This window comes from Actinomycetospora sp. (assembly GCF_036497245.1).
Taxonomy (GTDB): domain Bacteria; phylum Actinomycetota; class Actinomycetes; order Mycobacteriales; family Pseudonocardiaceae; genus Actinomycetospora.
In genome coordinates, this window is record NZ_DASXJS010000058.1 from 33,801 (window position 1) to 49,606 (window position 15,806).

The following is a 15,806-nucleotide window of genomic DNA, read 5'->3' on the forward strand; positions in this document are numbered from 1 at the left end:
GCAGCAGTTAACGGGACAGACTCACAGTTCCGAGCTCCGTCTCATTGTCCACTGCCGAGTCGTGGACGAGCCGATCGGCGACGTTGCCGTGGCGCATCCCGACGCCGCGGCACCGTAGCCTGTCAGAGTGTCGTGGATTCGTGAATGGCTCGCCGACGAGGGGCCTGATCGGGCGTCGACACAGCGCACGGAAGGTCCGGAAGGTCGGGATCGGCCGGGCGCGCCGACACGTCGAGTACCCGATGCTGCGCCGAACGGGTCGCGCACGTCGTCGCGGACGGGGCCCTCGGCAGACGCGGGGACGGTGCCCGACGCGGAGGGCTACCCGGGTCGCGATCTGGGCCTCCCCGAGGAGGGGCCGGGGTCCGTCGCGGCCCCCCTGCGCCGCGCGGGCCAGTTCCTGCTCGACCTGCTGATCGGTGGCCTGGTCGCGTCCGCGATCAGCTTTCCGGCGCCGAACTATCTCAGCCTGGCCGTCTGGGCGGTGCTGGTGACGCTGCCGGTGGCGGTCCTCGGGCAGACGCCCGCGATGGTCCTGACGGGGCTGCGGGCCGTGCGGGTGGACGGCGCGGCGCGCGTCGGTGGGTGGGCCCTCGCGCGGACCGTGTCGCTGTTCTTCGTCGTCCCCGCGCTGATCATGGATCGCGACGGGCGAGGCCTCCACGACCGGGTGAGCCGCACGGTCGTCGTCCGCACCCGGTAGCGCCGGGCCCACCACCTCCCGGTGATCAGGGGCACGTGGGACAGGCCGGCGACGAGCCCGAGCTAACTGGTGTGCTCTTGATCACCCGAGGGCGGAGCGCGCGAGGCCGGAGCGGGCCCTCACCGGCGCCGGACGGTGCGCTGCATGCCCTTCATCTGCGCGCCCTTGGGCGCCGGGCCCTTGGGCATCGCGGGCCCGCCGCGCCCGGCGATGGCCTGGAGGCGCTTCTCCAGGGTCTCCATCTGGTTCTTGTCGATGTTGCGGGGCAGCTTGGTCATGTGGCGCTGCAGCTTCGAGAGCGGGATGTCGCCCTCCTCGCTGCCGACCGTGAACTCGTAGATCGGCACCTGTCCGGCGACCCGCGAGACCTTCTTCTTTTCCTGGGCGAGCAGGCCCTTCGTCCGGTGCGAGGCGCCCTCGGCCACGAGCACCACGCCCGGGCGGCCGATGACCCGGTGCACCACGTCGAGCTGCGTCGTGCCGGCGACGGCCTGGGCCACCCGCCACTGGCCGCGCATGTTGTCCAGCGCCCAGCCTGCCGCGCCGGGCTGGCCGTCGGCCTTGGCGTAGACGTTGTTCTGCACCCGGCGCCCGAACAGCAGCATCGCCAGCGCCACACCGAGGAGCACCCCGATCGGCACCAGGAACCACGACTGGCCGATCAGCAGGCCGACGACCAGGAACACCAGCGCCGTGAGCACGATCGCGCCGATCATCAGCGGAACGAGGAGCTTGTCCTCCTTGCGCTGCATCTGGAAGGCCTGCCAGATCTGCGACCAGCGCTCGCGACGCTGCGCGCGCGAGGCCTGCTTGGCGGCCTTCTTCTCTTCTTTGGTCGCCTTGCCGGCCGAGTCCTTCGCCATGGCGCCCATTCTGCCGCACAGCTCCGCCGTGCCGCGGACGGAGATGGCCCGAAGCGCTCAGGCGCGCCGGGCGAGCACCGAGCCGACCTCCTGGCGGGCCTCGCCCTCCTCGGCGAGCTCGGCCATCCCCTCCGGCAGTTCCTCGCCGCGGTGGAGCTTGGCCTGCGCGTAGAGCCGCCCGGCGCGGTAGGACGAGCGCACGAGCGGCCCGGCCATGACACCCGCGAAGCCCATCCCCGTCGCGTCGTCGCGGTGGGTGACGAACTCCTCGGGCTTCACCCAGCGCTCCACCGGGTGGTGGCGCAGCGAGGGCCGCAGGTACTGGGTGAGGGTGAGCAGGTCGCACCCGGCGTCGTGCAGGTCCTGCATCGCCGCGGTGACCTCCTCGGGGGTCTCGCCCATGCCGAGGATGAGGTTGGACTTGGTGACCATGCCCGCGGCGCGCGCCTGGCGGATGACGTCGAGGGAGCGCTCGTAGCGGAAGCCCGGCCGGATGCGGCGGAAGATCCGCGGCACCGTCTCGAGGTTGTGCGCGAGCACCTCGGGCGCGGCGTCGAACACCGGGCCGAGCTGGTCGCGCCGCCCGTCGAAGTCAGGGATGAGCAGCTCCACGCCGGTGCCCGGGTTCATCGCGTGCACCTGGCGGACGGTCTCGGCGTAGAGCCACGACCCGCCGTCGTCGAGGTCGTCGCGGGCGACGCCGGTGATCGTCGAGTAGCGCAGGCCCATCTGACGGACCGACTCGGCGACCTTGCGCGGCTCGTCGCGGTCCAGCGGGGACGGCTTGCCGGTGTCGATCTGGCAGAAGTCGCACCGGCGGGTGCACTGCTCACCGCCGATGAGGAACGTCGCCTCCCGGTCCTCCCAGCACTCGTAGATGTTGGGGCAGCCCGCCTCCTCGCACACCGTCGCGAGGCCCGCCGATGCCACCATGCCCTTGAGCTCGGAGAAGTTCGGGCCGGTCTGCACCCGGGTGCGGATCCAGTCGGGCTTGCGCTCGATGGGCGTCTGCGAGTTGCGGACCTCGAGTCGGAGCAGCTTGCGTCCCTCGGGAGCGGTCGCGGGCCCGGTAGTCGTGGTCACGGGCGCGAGTTTACGCGTGGGCCCGATCCATGATCGGCGGCGAACCTCACGCCCGTGGTCAGCGCCCGGCGAGCATCTCGACGGCGACGCCGCCGACCTTCGCGGTGGCGTCCGCCCGCGCGACGGTGTGCTCGCTGACCGGCAGGTCGCCCGCGCAGGCGGCCAGCACGGCCTCCCGGACGTCGGGCAGGACCTCGGCGACGGTGACGCGGCGACCCAGCTCGGTCGAGAGGCTCGTCACGCCCGCGTCGGTGATCCCACAGGGCACGATCGCGCCGAACGCGGTGAGGTCCGGGTCGGCGTTGAGCGAGAACCCGTGCAGGGTCACCCCGCGCGCCACCCGCACCCCGATCGCGGCGATCTTGCGCTCCGGTCGCCCGTCACCCGCGGCGAGCCACACTCCGGAGCGCCCGTCGATGCGCCCGGTCTCCAGGCCGTAGCCCGCGCAGACGGCGATCAGGGCCTCCTCGAGGCGGCGCACGTGGGCGACGACGTCGAAGGGCTCGGCGAGACGCAGGATGGGGTAGCCGACGAGCTGGCCGGGCCCGTGCCAGGTGATCCGGCCACCGCGGTCGACGTCGACGACGGGGGTGCCGTCGGTCGGACGGTCCTCGGGCTGGGTGCGCTTGCCCGCGGTGTAGACGCTGGGGTGCTCGAGGAGCATGAGCACGTCCGGACCGGTGCCCGCGACGCGCGCGTCCGCGTGGGCCCGCTGCTGCTCCCACGCCCGGGTGTACTCGACGGTGCCGAGCTCGAGGACCTGCATCGGGTCGCTGCTCGCACGGTGGGAGCCCATGCGGCCGACGCTACCCCGGGTCAGCCGTCCAGCACCGCCGAGAGTGCCGCGGTCACCGTCCCGTGCTGGAAGGCGTAGCCCTCGCGCTCGAGGACCCCGGGCAGGACCCGCTGACTCACCAGCACGCCCTCGTCGGCGAACTCGCCGAGCACGGTGCGCATCGCGAACCCCGGCACGATCCAGGGCGCGGGGCGGTGGATCGCGGCGGCCATCGCCTTGGTGAACTCGGTGCAGGTCACCGGGGCGGGGCCGGTGGCGTTGAGCGGCCCGACGACGGTGTCGTGCTCCAGCGCGTAGGTGATCGCGCCGACCTGGTCGTCCAGGCTGATCCACGGCCAGTACTGCTGGCCGGATCCCAGTCGCCCGCCCAGGCCGTACTTGAAGATCGGGCGCATGATGCCCATCAGGCCCCCGGCGTGGGAGAGCACCAGCCCGGTGCGGATCGTCACGACCCGCGCGCCCGCCTCGGTCGCGGGGGCGGTGGCGTTCTCCCAGTCCCGGACGAGGTCGGCGAGGAAACCGCGCCCGCGGGCCCCGGACTCGTCGACCGCGACCGCGCCGGTGTCGCCGTAGAAGCCCACCGCCGAGCCGCTGATCATCACCGGGATGCCCCGAGCCGCGACGGCGCGCGCGAGCACGTCGGTCGGGACGAGGCGACTGTCGCGCAGCTCCTGCTTGCGGGCCCCGGACCAGCGCTTGTCGGCGATCCCGGCCCCGGACAGGTTGATCACGGCGTCCGCGCCCTCGAGGGCGTCGTCGTCGATGCGACCCGCCGGCGGGTCCCAGCCGCGCTCGTCGGGCGCCTGCGGTGCGCGGCGGACGAGACGGACGACCTCGTGGCCCGCACCGCGCAGGTGCGGCACCAGGGCGGTACCGATGAGTCCGGAGGAACCGGAGATGACGACGCGCATGGCGTGATCGTCGCGGAGATGGGGACGCGGCGCGACCCGGACGCGCCGTGGGTGATCGTCACGGCCGTCCGGTTCGCCCGTTGCCGCCAGGGGACCCCTCGGTCGGCTGGAGCGACGGAATCGTCCCCTCGCGGCCCCACTGCGCGCGCCGGGCCCAGCACGAGGGGAGCTCTCGGTCGGATAGAGCGGCTGAGAGGTCCCCTCGCGTCGGTCCCGCCGGAACGGAGCCCGCTACAGGCCGAGGTCCGCCTCGAAGGAGCCCGCCTCGAGCCGTGCCTTCACCGAGCCGAGGAAGCGCGCGGCGTCGGCGCCGTCGACGATCCGGTGGTCGTAGGACAGGCAGAGGTAGCACGTCGAGCGGATGGCGATGGACTCGCCGCCCTCGCTGTCGGTCACGACGACCGGCTTCTTGACGACGGCCCCGGTGCCCAGGATGCCGACCTGCGGCTGGTTGATGATCGGGGTGTCGATCAGCGCGCCGCGCGAGCCGGTGTTGGTGATCGTGAACGTGCCGCCCGAGAGCTCGTCCGGCGCGATCTTGTTCGCCCGGGTGCGGTCGGCCACGTCGGAGATCCTGCGGGCGATCCCGCCGAGGTTGAGGTCCCCGGCGTCGTGGATCACCGGCACGATGAGCCCGGCCGGCGAGTCCACGGCGATCCCGAGGTGCTCGGCGCCGTGGTAGGTGACCTCGCCCTTCTCGGTGTCGATCGAGGCGTTGACGCCCGGGTGGGCCTTGAGGGCCTCGACGGTGGCCAGCGCCATGAACGGCAGGAACGAGAGCTTGACGCCCTCGCGCGCCGCGAAGTCGGCCTTGGCCCGGTCTCGCAGCCGCGCGATGCGGGTCAGGTCGGCCTCGACGACGGTCGTGAGCTGTGCGGAGGTCTGCAGCGACTCGACCATGCGCTTGGCGATGGTCGCCCGGCGCCGCGACAGCTTCTGCGTGGTGCCGCGCAGGCCCGACTCGTCGGGCTGGGGGATGGCGGCACCGGCTCCCGCGCCAGACGGCTTCTGCACCTCGCCGCCGTGCACCGCGCCCGGCCCGGACCCGCCGGAGGCGGCCGCAGGCTGCGGCGACGGCGACGCGGACGCGGCCTTCTGCTGGTCGGCCTCGTCGGCGACGGCGACCACGTCCTGCTTGCGGATCCGACCGCCGACACCGGTACCGGTGATCGTCGAGAGGTCGACCCCGCGCTCGGAGGCGAGCTTGCGGACGAGCGGCGTCACGTACGGGGTGCCTGCCTGCCCGCTGCCGTCACCGTTGGAGGACGGTGCCGCGCCACCCGCGTTCGCCGGAGCGCTCGGGGCCGCCGGGGCGGTGGTCTCGTGGCTGACCTCGTCGCCGGCGCCGGACGGTGCGGGCTCCGGCTCCGGCTCCGGCTCCGGCTCGGGGGCGGGCTCCGGGGCCGGCGCGGACGCCTCGGGCTCGGGCTGCGACGCACCTTGACCGCCACCCGACGACGGGCTCCCGCTCCCGACGACGGCGAGCACGCCGCCGACCTCGACGGTGTCGTCCTCGTTCGCGCGGATCTCGAGCAGCGTGCCCGCGACCGGCGAGGGGATCTCGGTGTCGACCTTGTCGGTGGAGACCTCGAGCAGCGGCTCGTCGACCTCGACCGTGTCACCGACCTGCTTGAGCCAGCGGGTGATCGTGCCCTCGGTGACGGACTCGCCCAGGGCCGGCATCTCGACCGACGTCCCGGAGCCCCCGGAAGAGCCTCCGGACGACCCGCCCGAGGACGACCCACCCGACGACGCGGCCGGCTCGGGCTCGGGCTCCGGCTCGGACGCCTGCGCCGCGGGTTCCGGCTCGGGCTCGGGCTCGGGCTGCTGCTGGGCTTCCGACCCGCCGGAGCCGCCGGAGTCCCCGGAGGCCTCCGACTCGTCGCCGATGACCGCGAGGTCACCGCCGATCTCGACGGTGTCGTCCTCGTTCGCGACGATCCGCTGCAGGACCCCGGCCTGGGGCGAGGGGATCTCGGTGTCGACCTTGTCGGTCGAGACCTCCAGGAGCGGCTCGTCGACGTCGACGTGGTCGCCCTCCTGCTTCAGCCACCGGGTGATGGTGCCCTCGGTGACGCTCTCGCCGAGAGCAGGCATCTGGACGGTAAAGGCCATCGTGCTCGGAACTCCTTCGCGGAACCCTGGGTGGACGGTCGAACCGTCAGCTGTGGCTGTGGAGGGGCTTGCCGGCCAGCGCGAGGTGTGCCTCGCCGAAGGCCTCGTTCTGCGTCGGGTGCGCGTGGATGAGGTTCGCCACCTCGGCCGGGAGGGCCTCCCAGTTGTAGACCAGCTGGGCCTCCCCGACGAGCTCGCCCACGCGGGTCCCGATCATGTGCACGCCGACGACGGGTGAGTCGTCGGTGGTGCCGCCCTTGACCAGCTTGATCGCGCCCGCGGTGCGCAGGATCTGGGACTTGCCGTTGCCTGCCAGGTCGTAGGTCGTGGTCTGCACCTCGCCGTAGGCCTCCTTGGCCTCCGCCTCGGTGAGCCCGACCGACGCGACCTCGGGCTCGCAGTAGGTGACCCGCGGGATGCCCTTCTCGTCGATCACCGGCGGGTTCAGGCCCGCGATCTCCTCGGCCACGAAGATGCCCTGCGCGAAGCCGCGGTGGGCCAGCTGCAGGCCGGGCACGATGTCGCCGACCGCGTAGACGTTGCCCACGCCGGTGCGCAGCCGCTCGTCGGTGCGCACGAAGCCGCGCTCGAGGGTGACGCCCTGCTCCTCGTAGCCCAGGTCCGCGGTGTTCGGCCCGCGGCCCACGGCGACCAGCAGGAGATCGGCCTCGAGCTGCTCGCCGCTCTCCAGGTTGACCGTCACCGAATCGGCGGTCTGCTCGACGCCGGTGAACTTGGTGCCGATCTTGTAGTTGATCTTGCGCTTGCGGAACTGGCGCTCGAGCTGCTTGGAGAGGAACTCGTCCTCGTTGGGCACCAGGTGTGGCAGCGCCTCGACGATGGTCACCTCGGAGCCGAAGCTCTTCCACACGCTGGCGAACTCGACGCCGATGACGCCGCCGCCGAGGACGACCACGCGCTCGGGCACGTAGTCCAGGTTGATCGCCTCGGTGGAGGTGAGGACGCGGCCGCCGAGCTCGAGCCCGGGCAGCGTCTTCGAGTAGGAACCGGAGGCGAGCACGACGTTGCGGCCGGTGTAGCGCTGACCGGCATCACCCTCCCCCGTCGCCCCGCTCGCCCTGACCTCGACGGTGTCGGCGCCGACGAGCGTGCCGTGACCGTCGATCATCGTGATCTTGCGGGACTTCACCAGCCCCTGCAGGCCCTTGTAGAGCTTGCCGACCACGCCGTCCTTGTAGGAGTTGACGCCGGTCATGTCGATGCCCGACAGCGACGTCTTGACGCCGTAGGCCTCACCCTCACGGGCGCTGTCGGCGACCTCCCCGGCGTGCAGCAGCGCCTTGGTGGGGATGCAGCCGCGGTGCAGGCAGGTGCCGCCCAGCTTGTCCTGCTCGACGAGGGCGACGGAGAGGCCCAGCTCGGCCGCGCGCAGTGCGCAGGCGTACCCGCCGGAACCCCCACCCAGGATCAGGACGTCGTAGGTGTCGCTCTCGCTCAACTCTCACTTCTCCCGCGTCGGCGTGTGACGTGCGGTGGACCGGTCGGCGACGGTGGTCGCGGGCCAGGCACTCATGTCCGGATCCGCTGATCGGACCAGGACTCCCCGACCATCCTTCCACCGCGGGCAATCGGGTGCCGGGGCGCTCCCCACTACCGCCCGGTCAGCCCTCGCGGGCGACGTCGGCGAGGACCGCGGCGAGTGTCCGGACGGGCAGCCCGGTGCCGCCCTTGGGCGTGTAGCCGTGCGGCCCGCCGGTGTTGAACGCGGGGCCCGCGATGTCGATGTGCGCCCACGGCACCCCCTCGGCGACGAACTCCCGCAGGAAGATGCCGGCGACGAGCATGCCGCCGAAGCGGTGTCCGGTGACGTTGGCGATGTCGGCGACCCGCGAGTCGAGGTCGGCGCGCAGCTCCTCGGGCAGCGGCATCGCCCAGCCGCCCTCCCCGGTGGCGGTGGCGACGCCCGTCACCCGGTCGCGGAAGGCGTCGCTGCCCATGATCCCGGCGGTGCGCGCGCCGAGGGCCACCGTCTGGGCGCCGGTGAGCGTGGACGTCTCCACCAGGTAGTCCGGGCCGTCCTCGCAGGCGCGCACGATCGCGTCGCCGAGGACGAGCCGGCCCTCGGCGTCGGTGTTGAGCACCTCGACGGTCTTGCCGCCGTACATCGTGAGCACGTCGCCGGGGCGGTACGCGGTGCCCGAGGGCATGTTCTCGGCCATCGGCACCGTCGCCGTGACGTTCACCGGGAGGTTCTGCTCGGCGGCCAGGCAGATGGTGGCGACGACGCAGGCGGCCCCGGACATGTCCGAGGTCATGTGGTCCATGTTGGCGGCCGGCTTGATCGAGATGCCGCCGGTGTCGAAGGTGATGCCCTTGCCGACCAGCGCGACGGCCTTGGTCGCCTCGGGGTGGGTGTGGCGCAGCCGGACCAGGCGCGGAGGGCGGGACGACCCGGTGCCGACCCCGAGCACGCCGCCGTAGCCGGCCGCCGCGAGCTCGGACTCGTCGAGCACCTCGACCTCGACCCCGACCGCCTCGGCCATCTCGGCGGCCCGGCGGGCGAACTCGGCCGGGTAGAGGTCGTTCGGCGGGGTGTTGATGAGGTCGCGCGCCGCGCACACCGCCCGGGCGGTCATCGCGGCGTCGGCCAGGCGCTCGGCCGCGTCCCCACCCGCAGCCCCGTGGAACGAGACGGTGCGCAGCGGGCCGTCGGTCGCGGTGCGGTAGTCGGTGAAGGCGTAGGTGCCCATCACGGTGCCCTCGACGGCCGCGGCGAGGTCGACCGAGGCGAGGGTGGTGCCGATCCGCGTGGCGGACCTCGGCAACGCGCGGGCCGCGGCACCGGAGGCCCGGCGGACCTGCTCGGCGACGTCCGGTGCACCCTGCGCGCCGTTCGCGGGCCGGGAATCAGGGTCCGGCCCGAGCCCGACGGCGAGCAGCAGGGGCGCCGTGACCGCGCCGCGGGTGGGGAGCTTCACGACCTCGTCGGCGGCGCCGGCGGCCCCGGTGAGCGACAGCAGCGACGCGAGCTCCCCGCCGAAGGCGGCGTCCACGTCGTCCGCGCCGACCAGCACGGGCGGCACCGGGGCGTCGTCGTCCTCACCGGAGGCACCAGGACGGGTCCCGATCACGAGAACGTCGAGGGCGGCGGCGGTCGCCGCGGCGTCGCTGAGCTCGAGGTCGGGCGGGATGCTCACGGGCGGGCCTCCAACGGTGGCGTCGACGCGGCGGGTCCGCCCGCCGCTGTGATCGGCATGCTAGGACGCCCTCCGGGCCGTGCGCGTGCCGTACGGTCCCCGACCCGTGAGCGATGCTGATGCGAGTGACCTGAGAAGGAGCCCCCTGCACGCCCGCCACGAGGCGCTGGGCGCGACGTTCGCCCCGTTCGGCGGCTGGGAGATGCCGGTCCAGTACGCGGGGACGTCCACGGGCGACAAGGGCGGCGTGGTCGCCGAGCACACCGCGACCCGCGAGGCCGCCGGGCTCTTCGACGTCAGCCACCTCGGGAAGGTCCGCATCAGCGGCCCGGGCGCGGCGGCGTTCGTCGACGCGTGCCTGACCAACGACCTCACCCGCATCGTGCCGGGCAAGGCCCAGTACACGCTGTGCTGCGCGGACGACGGCGGCGTCGTCGACGACCTGATCCTCTATCTCGTCGGTGACGACGAGGTCTTCGCCGTGCCCAACGCGGCGAACTCGGCCGGCGTCGGGAAGCGCCTGGCACAGGTCGCACCGGACGGGATCACGGTGTCCGACGAGCACGACGCGCACGTCGTTCTCGCGGTCCAGGGCCCGGAGTCGGCCCGGGTGCTCGCCGAGGCGGGCATCCTGCCCGACACCGGCGATGACGACCTCGACTACATGGCGTTCGTCGACGTCACCTGGAACGGCAGGCCGATCCGGCTCTGCCGCACCGGTTACACCGGCGAGCACGGCTACGAGCTCATCGCACCGGCCGAGGGCGCCGAGGCGCTGTGGGACGCGCTGCTCGCGCTCGTCACCGAGGTCGGCGGGCGCGCCGCCGGGCTCGGTGCCCGCGACACGCTGCGCACCGAGGCAGGCCTGCCGCTGCACGGGCAGGACCTCGGGCCGGAGATCACGCCGGTCCAGGCGCGGTGCGGCTTCGCGGTCGGCTGGAAGAAGGCGGGGTTCTGGGGCCGCGACGCCCTGCTCGCCGAGCGCGAGGCGGGTCCGCGCCGCCGCTCCTGGGGGCTGAAGGCCACCGGGCGGGGCGTCCCGCGGTCGCACATGCCGGTGACCCTCGACGGCGCGACCGTGGGGGAGACGACGTCGGGCACCTTCTCGCCGACGCTGAAGACCGGTATCGCGCTCGCCCTGCTGGACACCGCGGCGGGCCTGTCGGAGGGTGACGTGGTGTCGGTCGACGTCCGCGGGCGCCCGCTGGAGTGCGAGGTCGTGAGCCCGCCGTTCGTGGCGTCCCACGTGCGGTGAGGTGTCGATGAGCTTCCCGACGGAGCCGGGCGGGCCGGGCGGCGAGGCGGCCGAGGCCGGGCTCTACCGCTTCCGCGCCGACGCCGAGCAGGCCGGGCCCGCGGTCTTCACCGCCCCCGGCGACGTCGTCGGGGGCGGTTTCGGCCTGTTCGAGAGCGCCGCGACGCCCGGGCGGATCGGCGCCGTCCCGCACTACCACCAGGGCTTCTCGGAGTCGTTCTGGGTGATCTCCGGGCGGCTCGCGGTGATGAGCGGCACGCGCTGGGAGGTGCTGGGCAGCGGGGACTTCTCCCACGTCCCGGTCAACGGCATCCACGCCTTCGCGGCCGTCGGCGACGACGTCGCCCGGTTCCTGATCCTCTTCGTGCCCGGGGCGCCGCGCGAGGAGTACTTCCGGCGGCTCGCGGACCTGATCGGGCGCGGGGCGAGCGCCGCGGAGATCGACGCGATGGCGCTGGAGTGCGACCAGGTCAATCTGCGCGACTGGCGCAGCGACCCGGTGCCCGGGGGCTGACCCCGGAACCCTGTCGCGCACATCATGCGTCGACATTGGTGCGATCTTTACTTAGCTTGGTACAACTAGACGGGCGGTCCGTGAGGGGCCGCGCCGTCCGTGCCAGGGAGGTCGAGGTCGTCGTGGCTGCAGGGTCCGCACACGGGACGGGGGTGAGCCCGTTCCGCCAGCCGAAGGCGGTCTGGGCGGTCGCCTTCGCCTGCGTCATCTCGTTCATGGGGATCGGGCTGGTCGACCCGATCCTGCCCGCGCTCGCCCAGCAGCTCTCCGCGACGCCGGCGCAGGTCTCACTGCTGTTCACCAGCTACCTGCTGATCACGGCCGTCGCGATGCTCGTCACCGGCTGGGTCTCGAGTCGCATCGGCGCGAAGGCGACCCTGATCACCGGTCTGACGATCATCGTCGTCTTCGCGGCCCTGGCCGGGCTGTCCGGCTCGATCGGCGAGATCGTCGGCTTCCGGGCCGGCTGGGGACTCGGGAATGCCCTGTTCATCGCCACCTCCCTCGCGGTGATCGTCGCGAGCGCGAGCGGCGGGTTCGCCGGCGCGATCATCCTCTACGAGACCGCCCTCGGCGTCGGGATCGCGCTCGGTCCGCTGGTCGGCGGGCTGCTCGGCTCGGTGAGCTGGCGGGCCCCGTTCTTCGGCGTCGCCGTGCTCATGGCGATCGCCCTCGTCGCGACCCTGGTCCTGCTGGACAAGACACCGAAGCCCGCCGAGAAGATCGGCTTCCTCGACCCGATCAAGGCGCTGCGCCACCGCAGCCTCGCGACGATCGCCGTCACCGCCTTCGCCTACAACTGGGGCTTCTTCACCCTCCTCGCCTACTCGCCGTACTCGATGGGGAACCTCGGGCCGCTCGGCCTGGGCGGGGTGTTCACCGCGTGGGGCGTGCTCGTCGCGATCTTCGCGGTGTTCGGGGCGCCCGCCCTGGAGCGGCGCTTCGGCACCGTCCGTGTCCTGTACTTCGTGCTCGGGCTGCTGGCACTCGACCTGCTCGTGATCGCGATCTGGCAGACGATCCCCGCCGTCGTGATCGGGGCGGTGATCGTCGCCGGCGCCATGATCGGGCTGAACAACACCCTGGTCACGCAGGCCGTCATGTCGGTCGCCCCGGTGCCGCGGCCGGTCGCCTCGGCGTCCTACAGCTTCGTCCGGTTCCTCGGCGGCGGGCTCGCCCCCTGGGTCTCCGGGCTGATCGCCGAGGCCTTCCTGCCCAACACCCCGTTCTTCCTCGCCGCGGTCGTCGTCGCCGTCGGCGTGCTGGTGCTCGCCACCGCGCACCGGCTGCTGCGCCGGGCCGAGACCGAGGAGGCCGAGGACTCCGGGGACGCCGCCGCCTCCGCCGACCCCGTCGTGGTGCTCGAACGTCCGGTCCTCGTCGCCGTCGACGACGCGCCCCACACCGAGCAGGTCGTCGCGGCCGGTGCCCGCCTGGCCCGCACCGTGGACGCGCCGCTCCTGCTGGTCCACGTGCCCGAGGACGCGGTCGCCGGGGACGCGCTGCCGGTCGGCGACGACCGCGGCGTGCTGACGGGCCGGGTCGCGGAGCTCACCGCCTCGGGGCTGACCGCGGCGGCCGAGTCGCTGCCCCCGGTCGCCTCCCACGACGCCGTCGGGGTCGCCTTGGCCGAACTGGCCCGGCGGCGCGACGCCCGCGCCGTCGTCGTCGGCAGCCCGCACGGCGGCCCGCTCGCCGCGCTCGCCCGGCCCAGCGCCGACCGCGGCCTGTGGGAGCGAGCCGACCGGCCGGTGATCGTGATCCCGGCGGGGATGGCTACCTCCCGGGGCGACAGCAATGGCCCATTGCGCTCATCTGACGAGCGGGGGCAGGAGAGCACGCCGATAGGGCCACTCACTCCCGAGCCCGCCGCCGCGTGGGGACCGCCCTCGACGGTGCCGGCCGCCCCGGTGTCCCGGGAACCGGAACTCACCGGTCACGTCCACGACCACCTCGGCCGACCGGTCGACGCCGTCCTCACCCTCGTCGACGGCGGCGGGCACCAGGTCAGCCGCGGTGTCACCGGCCCCGACGGGGCGTACCGGCTGACCGCCGGGCCCGCCGCCGGACCGGGCCTGCTGGTGGTGCGCGGCCGTGACGGGGGCTCCGCGCCCGCCGTCGTCTCGGTGCTCCTCGGGGTGCCCGGCGCGCACGACGTGGAGCTCGACACCGACGGTGCCCGCCGCCCCGGTGGCGGCCTCGCGACGGCCCGCAGCACGGTGCCGGTCGACCCGAAGGCGGTCTAGGGTGGCGGGCATGTCGAGCACGACCTTCGCGCGCCTCCAGCACCCCGGCCCGGCCACCGAGGAGCGGGTCGCGGAGGTACTGGCCGCGCCGAGTTTCGGCAAGTACTTCACCGACCACATGGTCACGGTGTCCTGGGATGCGGCCCGCGGCTGGCACGACGCCACGGTCGGCCCGTACCAGCCGCTGTCGATCGACCCGGCGTCGGTGGTGCTGCACTACAGCCAGACGATCTTCGAGGGGCTCAAGGCCTACCGCCAGCCCGACGGGTCGATCGCGTCCTTCCGCCCGTGGGCCAACGCGGCGCGGATGGCGCTCTCCGCGGAGCGCCTGGCGATGCCCCCGCTGCCCGACGACCTCTTCCTCGACTCGCTGCGCGAGCTGCTCACCGTGGACGCCCGCTGGGTCCCGGCGGCGGGCGGCGAGGAGTCGCTGTACCTGCGCCCGTTCATGTTCGGGTCGTCGTCCGGGCTGGGGGTGCGGCCCAGCGAGGAGTACCTCTACCTGCTCATCGCGTCCCCGGCCGGCGCCTACTTCCCGCGCGGACTGGCCCCGGTGAGCGTGTGGCTCTCGACGGACTACGTGCGCGCCGTGCCCGGCGGCACCGGCGAGGCGAAGTGCGGCGGGAACTACGCGGCGTCGCTGGCCGCGCAGGCGCAGGCCTCCGCGCAGGGCTGCGACCAGGTGGTGTGGCTCGACGCGCTCGAGCACCGCTGGGTGGAGGAGATGGGCGGGATGAACCTGTTCTTCGTCTTCACCGACGCCGAGGGCAACACCGAGGTCGTCACCCCCGAGCTGTCCGGATCGCTGCTGCCCGGCATCACGCGCCGCTCGCTGCTCGAGCTCGCCCGTGAGGACGGCGCGACGGTCACCGAGCGCCGCATCTCCACCGACGAGTGGGAGAAGGAGGTCGCGTCCGGGGCCCTCACCGAGGTGTTCGCCTGCGGGACGGCGGCCGTGATCACCCCGGTCGGGTTCGTCAAGTACGACGGCGGGTCCTTCGAGATCGGCGACGGCACGCCCGGCCCGGTCACGGCCCGGCTGCGCGAGCGGCTGACCGCCATCCAGCGCGGCGCGGCGCCCGACCCCCACGGCTGGATGGAACGCCTGGCCTGACGCGGGCTTCCGGCGGGGGCTCGCCGGGCCCAGGTGATCCACGTGATCATCAGCACGTGAGGCAGCTGTGGGTGCTGCTCGGCCTGCGTGGTGTGCCCCTCGTGGCAGCGGCGGCGGTCAGGCACCCAGGGCGAGGACCGCGAGGGCGGTGGTCACCGTGACCTCGCAGACCCCACCGAACACGTCGCCGTTCACCCCGCCGAGACGACGGATCGCGTGCCGGGCGAGGGCGACGGCGGCGAGGGCGGCGATGACGACGGCCACCGGTCCGAGCCAGAGCCTGCCGGGGACGGCGACCAGGGACGCCGCGGCGAGGACGAGGCCCCACACGAGCGGCACGGCGGCAGGCAGGCTCCCGGCGACGAGCGCCCCGAGACCGCCCGGGGCCGCGGCCCCGACGGAGCGCCGGGCGCACCACGTGAACGAGGCCCGCCCGGCGGCGACGGCGACCGCGACCGCGACGATGCCCCACGGTCCCCGGCCGACCACCGCGGGCAGCGCCGCCGCCTGCGCGCCCAGCGCCACGATCAGGGTGATCACCCCGAACGCGCCGGTCGACGGGTCCTTCATCACCGCGAGCATCCGCTCCGGCCCGCCGTAGCTGCCGAGCCCGTCGGCGAGGTCGGCGAGCCCGTCGAGGTGCAGCCCGCGCGTGAGCCCGGCTCCCGCGGCCACCCCGGCCGTGCCCGCGAGCAGCGGCGGCGCCCCCAGCGCGAGCAGGCCGGCGACCACGCAGGCGACGATCCCGCCGATCAGCAGCCCGACGACGGGCGCGAGGACCAGGGCCCGGGCCGCCGCGCGTCGGCCGGTGCCCCGGGCGCGTACCGGGACGATGCTGAACAGCGACAGCGCGAGCGTGGTGGCGTCGAGCCACGACCCGCGCTCGGCGGGGGCGGGCAGCCGGGCACCGTCGGGACCCGTCATGGCCCGGCGGCGACCCGGGCGGCCATCGTCACCAGCGGGACGGCCGCGAGCGCACCCGTGGCGGCGCCGGCGCGCAGGTCGAGCAGGAGCAGCGGGTCGAGGCCGAGCACCTCGAGGGCGAGGG

Annotated in this window: 14 protein-coding genes; 5 read left to right on the plus strand and 9 right to left on the minus strand. The window is 73.8% G+C overall.

The annotated features are described in order from the left end of the window. The first annotated feature begins 304 nt into the window (after positions 1-304). Positions 305-703 carry an RDD family protein gene (locus VGI02_RS06425; protein ID WP_331626447.1) on the plus strand — a complete coding sequence of 133 codons (399 nt, stop codon included), beginning with the start codon at positions 305-307 and terminating at the stop codon, positions 701-703. Positions 704-822: 119 nt separating this feature from the next. Here the strand turns inward: VGI02_RS06425 and VGI02_RS06430 are convergent, their stop codons facing one another. From VGI02_RS06430 to VGI02_RS06460, 7 genes are all read right to left on the minus strand, one after another. After that, positions 823-1,566 (minus strand): DUF4191 domain-containing protein, encoded by a 744-nt coding sequence (locus tag VGI02_RS06430; RefSeq protein ID WP_331626448.1) that lies wholly within the window; start codon positions 1,564-1,566, stop codon positions 823-825. Between the two features lie 57 nt (positions 1,567-1,623). After that, on the minus strand, positions 1,624-2,649 hold the full coding sequence (gene lipA / locus VGI02_RS06435) for a lipoyl synthase (RefSeq protein ID WP_331626449.1): 1,026 nt from the start codon (positions 2,647-2,649) through the stop codon (positions 1,624-1,626). Between the two features lie 58 nt (positions 2,650-2,707). Beyond that, on the minus strand, positions 2,708-3,445 hold the full coding sequence (gene lipB / locus VGI02_RS06440) for a lipoyl(octanoyl) transferase LipB (protein WP_331626450.1): 738 nt from the start codon (positions 3,443-3,445) through the stop codon (positions 2,708-2,710). 20 nt (positions 3,446-3,465) lie between these two features. Continuing rightward, positions 3,466-4,356 (minus strand): TIGR01777 family oxidoreductase, encoded by an 891-nt coding sequence (locus VGI02_RS06445; protein WP_331626452.1) that lies wholly within the window; start codon positions 4,354-4,356, stop codon positions 3,466-3,468. Between the two features lie 231 nt (positions 4,357-4,587). Beyond that, the gene (gene sucB, locus VGI02_RS06450; protein ID WP_331626453.1) at positions 4,588-6,471 is read right to left on the minus strand and encodes a 2-oxoglutarate dehydrogenase, E2 component, dihydrolipoamide succinyltransferase; all 1,884 of its coding nucleotides are present in this window, start codon (positions 6,469-6,471) and stop codon (positions 4,588-4,590) included. A gap of 46 nt (positions 6,472-6,517) precedes the next feature. Next, positions 6,518-7,930 carry a dihydrolipoyl dehydrogenase gene (lpdA, locus tag VGI02_RS06455; protein ID WP_331626454.1) on the minus strand — a complete coding sequence of 471 codons (1,413 nt, stop codon included), beginning with the start codon at positions 7,928-7,930 and terminating at the stop codon, positions 6,518-6,520. Positions 7,931-8,093: 163 nt separating this feature from the next. Further along, positions 8,094-9,629, minus strand: a complete 1,536-nt coding sequence (locus tag VGI02_RS06460) for a leucyl aminopeptidase (protein ID WP_331626455.1) — start codon at positions 9,627-9,629, stop codon at positions 8,094-8,096. Between the two features lie 106 nt (positions 9,630-9,735). On the opposite strand from VGI02_RS06460, the gene gcvT reads away from it, so the two are divergent. The 4 genes from gcvT to VGI02_RS06480 all read left to right on the plus strand — a co-directional run bounded on the left by gcvT (position 9,736) and on the right by VGI02_RS06480 (position 14,758). Then, positions 9,736-10,884, plus strand: coding sequence for a glycine cleavage system aminomethyltransferase GcvT (gcvT, locus tag VGI02_RS06465; RefSeq protein WP_331626456.1), 1,149 nt, complete (start codon positions 9,736-9,738; stop codon positions 10,882-10,884). A 7-nt stretch (positions 10,885-10,891) separates the two neighbouring features. Next, the gene (locus tag VGI02_RS06470; RefSeq protein ID WP_331626457.1) at positions 10,892-11,398 is read left to right on the plus strand and encodes a cupin domain-containing protein; all 507 of its coding nucleotides are present in this window, start codon (positions 10,892-10,894) and stop codon (positions 11,396-11,398) included. A gap of 152 nt (positions 11,399-11,550) precedes the next feature. After that, a complete protein-coding gene (locus VGI02_RS06475) occupies positions 11,551-13,644 on the plus strand; it encodes an MFS transporter (RefSeq protein ID WP_331626458.1) in 2,094 nt (697 codons plus the stop codon). Positions 13,645-13,654: 10 nt separating this feature from the next. Continuing rightward, a complete protein-coding gene (locus VGI02_RS06480; RefSeq protein ID WP_331626459.1) occupies positions 13,655-14,758 on the plus strand; it encodes a branched-chain amino acid aminotransferase in 1,104 nt (367 codons plus the stop codon). Between the two features lie 117 nt (positions 14,759-14,875). Here the strand turns inward: VGI02_RS06480 and VGI02_RS06485 are convergent, their stop codons facing one another. After that, positions 14,876-15,682 (minus strand): adenosylcobinamide-GDP ribazoletransferase, encoded by an 807-nt coding sequence (locus VGI02_RS06485; protein WP_331626460.1) that lies wholly within the window; start codon positions 15,680-15,682, stop codon positions 14,876-14,878. Beyond that, positions 15,679-15,792, minus strand: a complete 114-nt coding sequence (locus tag VGI02_RS06490) for a nicotinate-nucleotide--dimethylbenzimidazole phosphoribosyltransferase (protein ID WP_331626464.1) — start codon at positions 15,790-15,792, stop codon at positions 15,679-15,681. The genes VGI02_RS06485 and VGI02_RS06490 overlap by 4 nt, the downstream gene beginning before the upstream one ends. Positions 15,793-15,806: the final 14 nt, after the last annotated feature.

Excerpts from the sequence above, each read along its gene's own strand:
- VGI02_RS06430 (WP_331626448.1), bottom strand. The coding sequence starts at position 1,566 with ATGGCGAAGGACTCGGCCGGCAAGGCGACCAAAGAAGAGAAGAAGGCC.
- VGI02_RS06470 (WP_331626457.1), top strand. The coding sequence starts at position 10,892 with ATGAGCTTCCCGACGGAGCCGGGCGGGCCGGGCGGCGAGGCGGCCGAG.
- lipB (WP_331626450.1), bottom strand. The coding sequence starts at position 3,445 with ATGGGCTCCCACCGTGCGAGCAGCGACCCGATGCAGGTCCTCGAGCTC.
- sucB (WP_331626453.1), bottom strand. The coding sequence starts at position 6,471 with ATGGCCTTTACCGTCCAGATGCCTGCTCTCGGCGAGAGCGTCACCGAG.
- VGI02_RS06445 (WP_331626452.1), bottom strand. The coding sequence starts at position 4,356 with ATGCGCGTCGTCATCTCCGGTTCCTCCGGACTCATCGGTACCGCCCTG.
- VGI02_RS06485 (WP_331626460.1), bottom strand. The coding sequence starts at position 15,682 with ATGACGGGTCCCGACGGTGCCCGGCTGCCCGCCCCCGCCGAGCGCGGG.
- VGI02_RS06480 (WP_331626459.1), top strand. The coding sequence starts at position 13,655 with ATGTCGAGCACGACCTTCGCGCGCCTCCAGCACCCCGGCCCGGCCACC.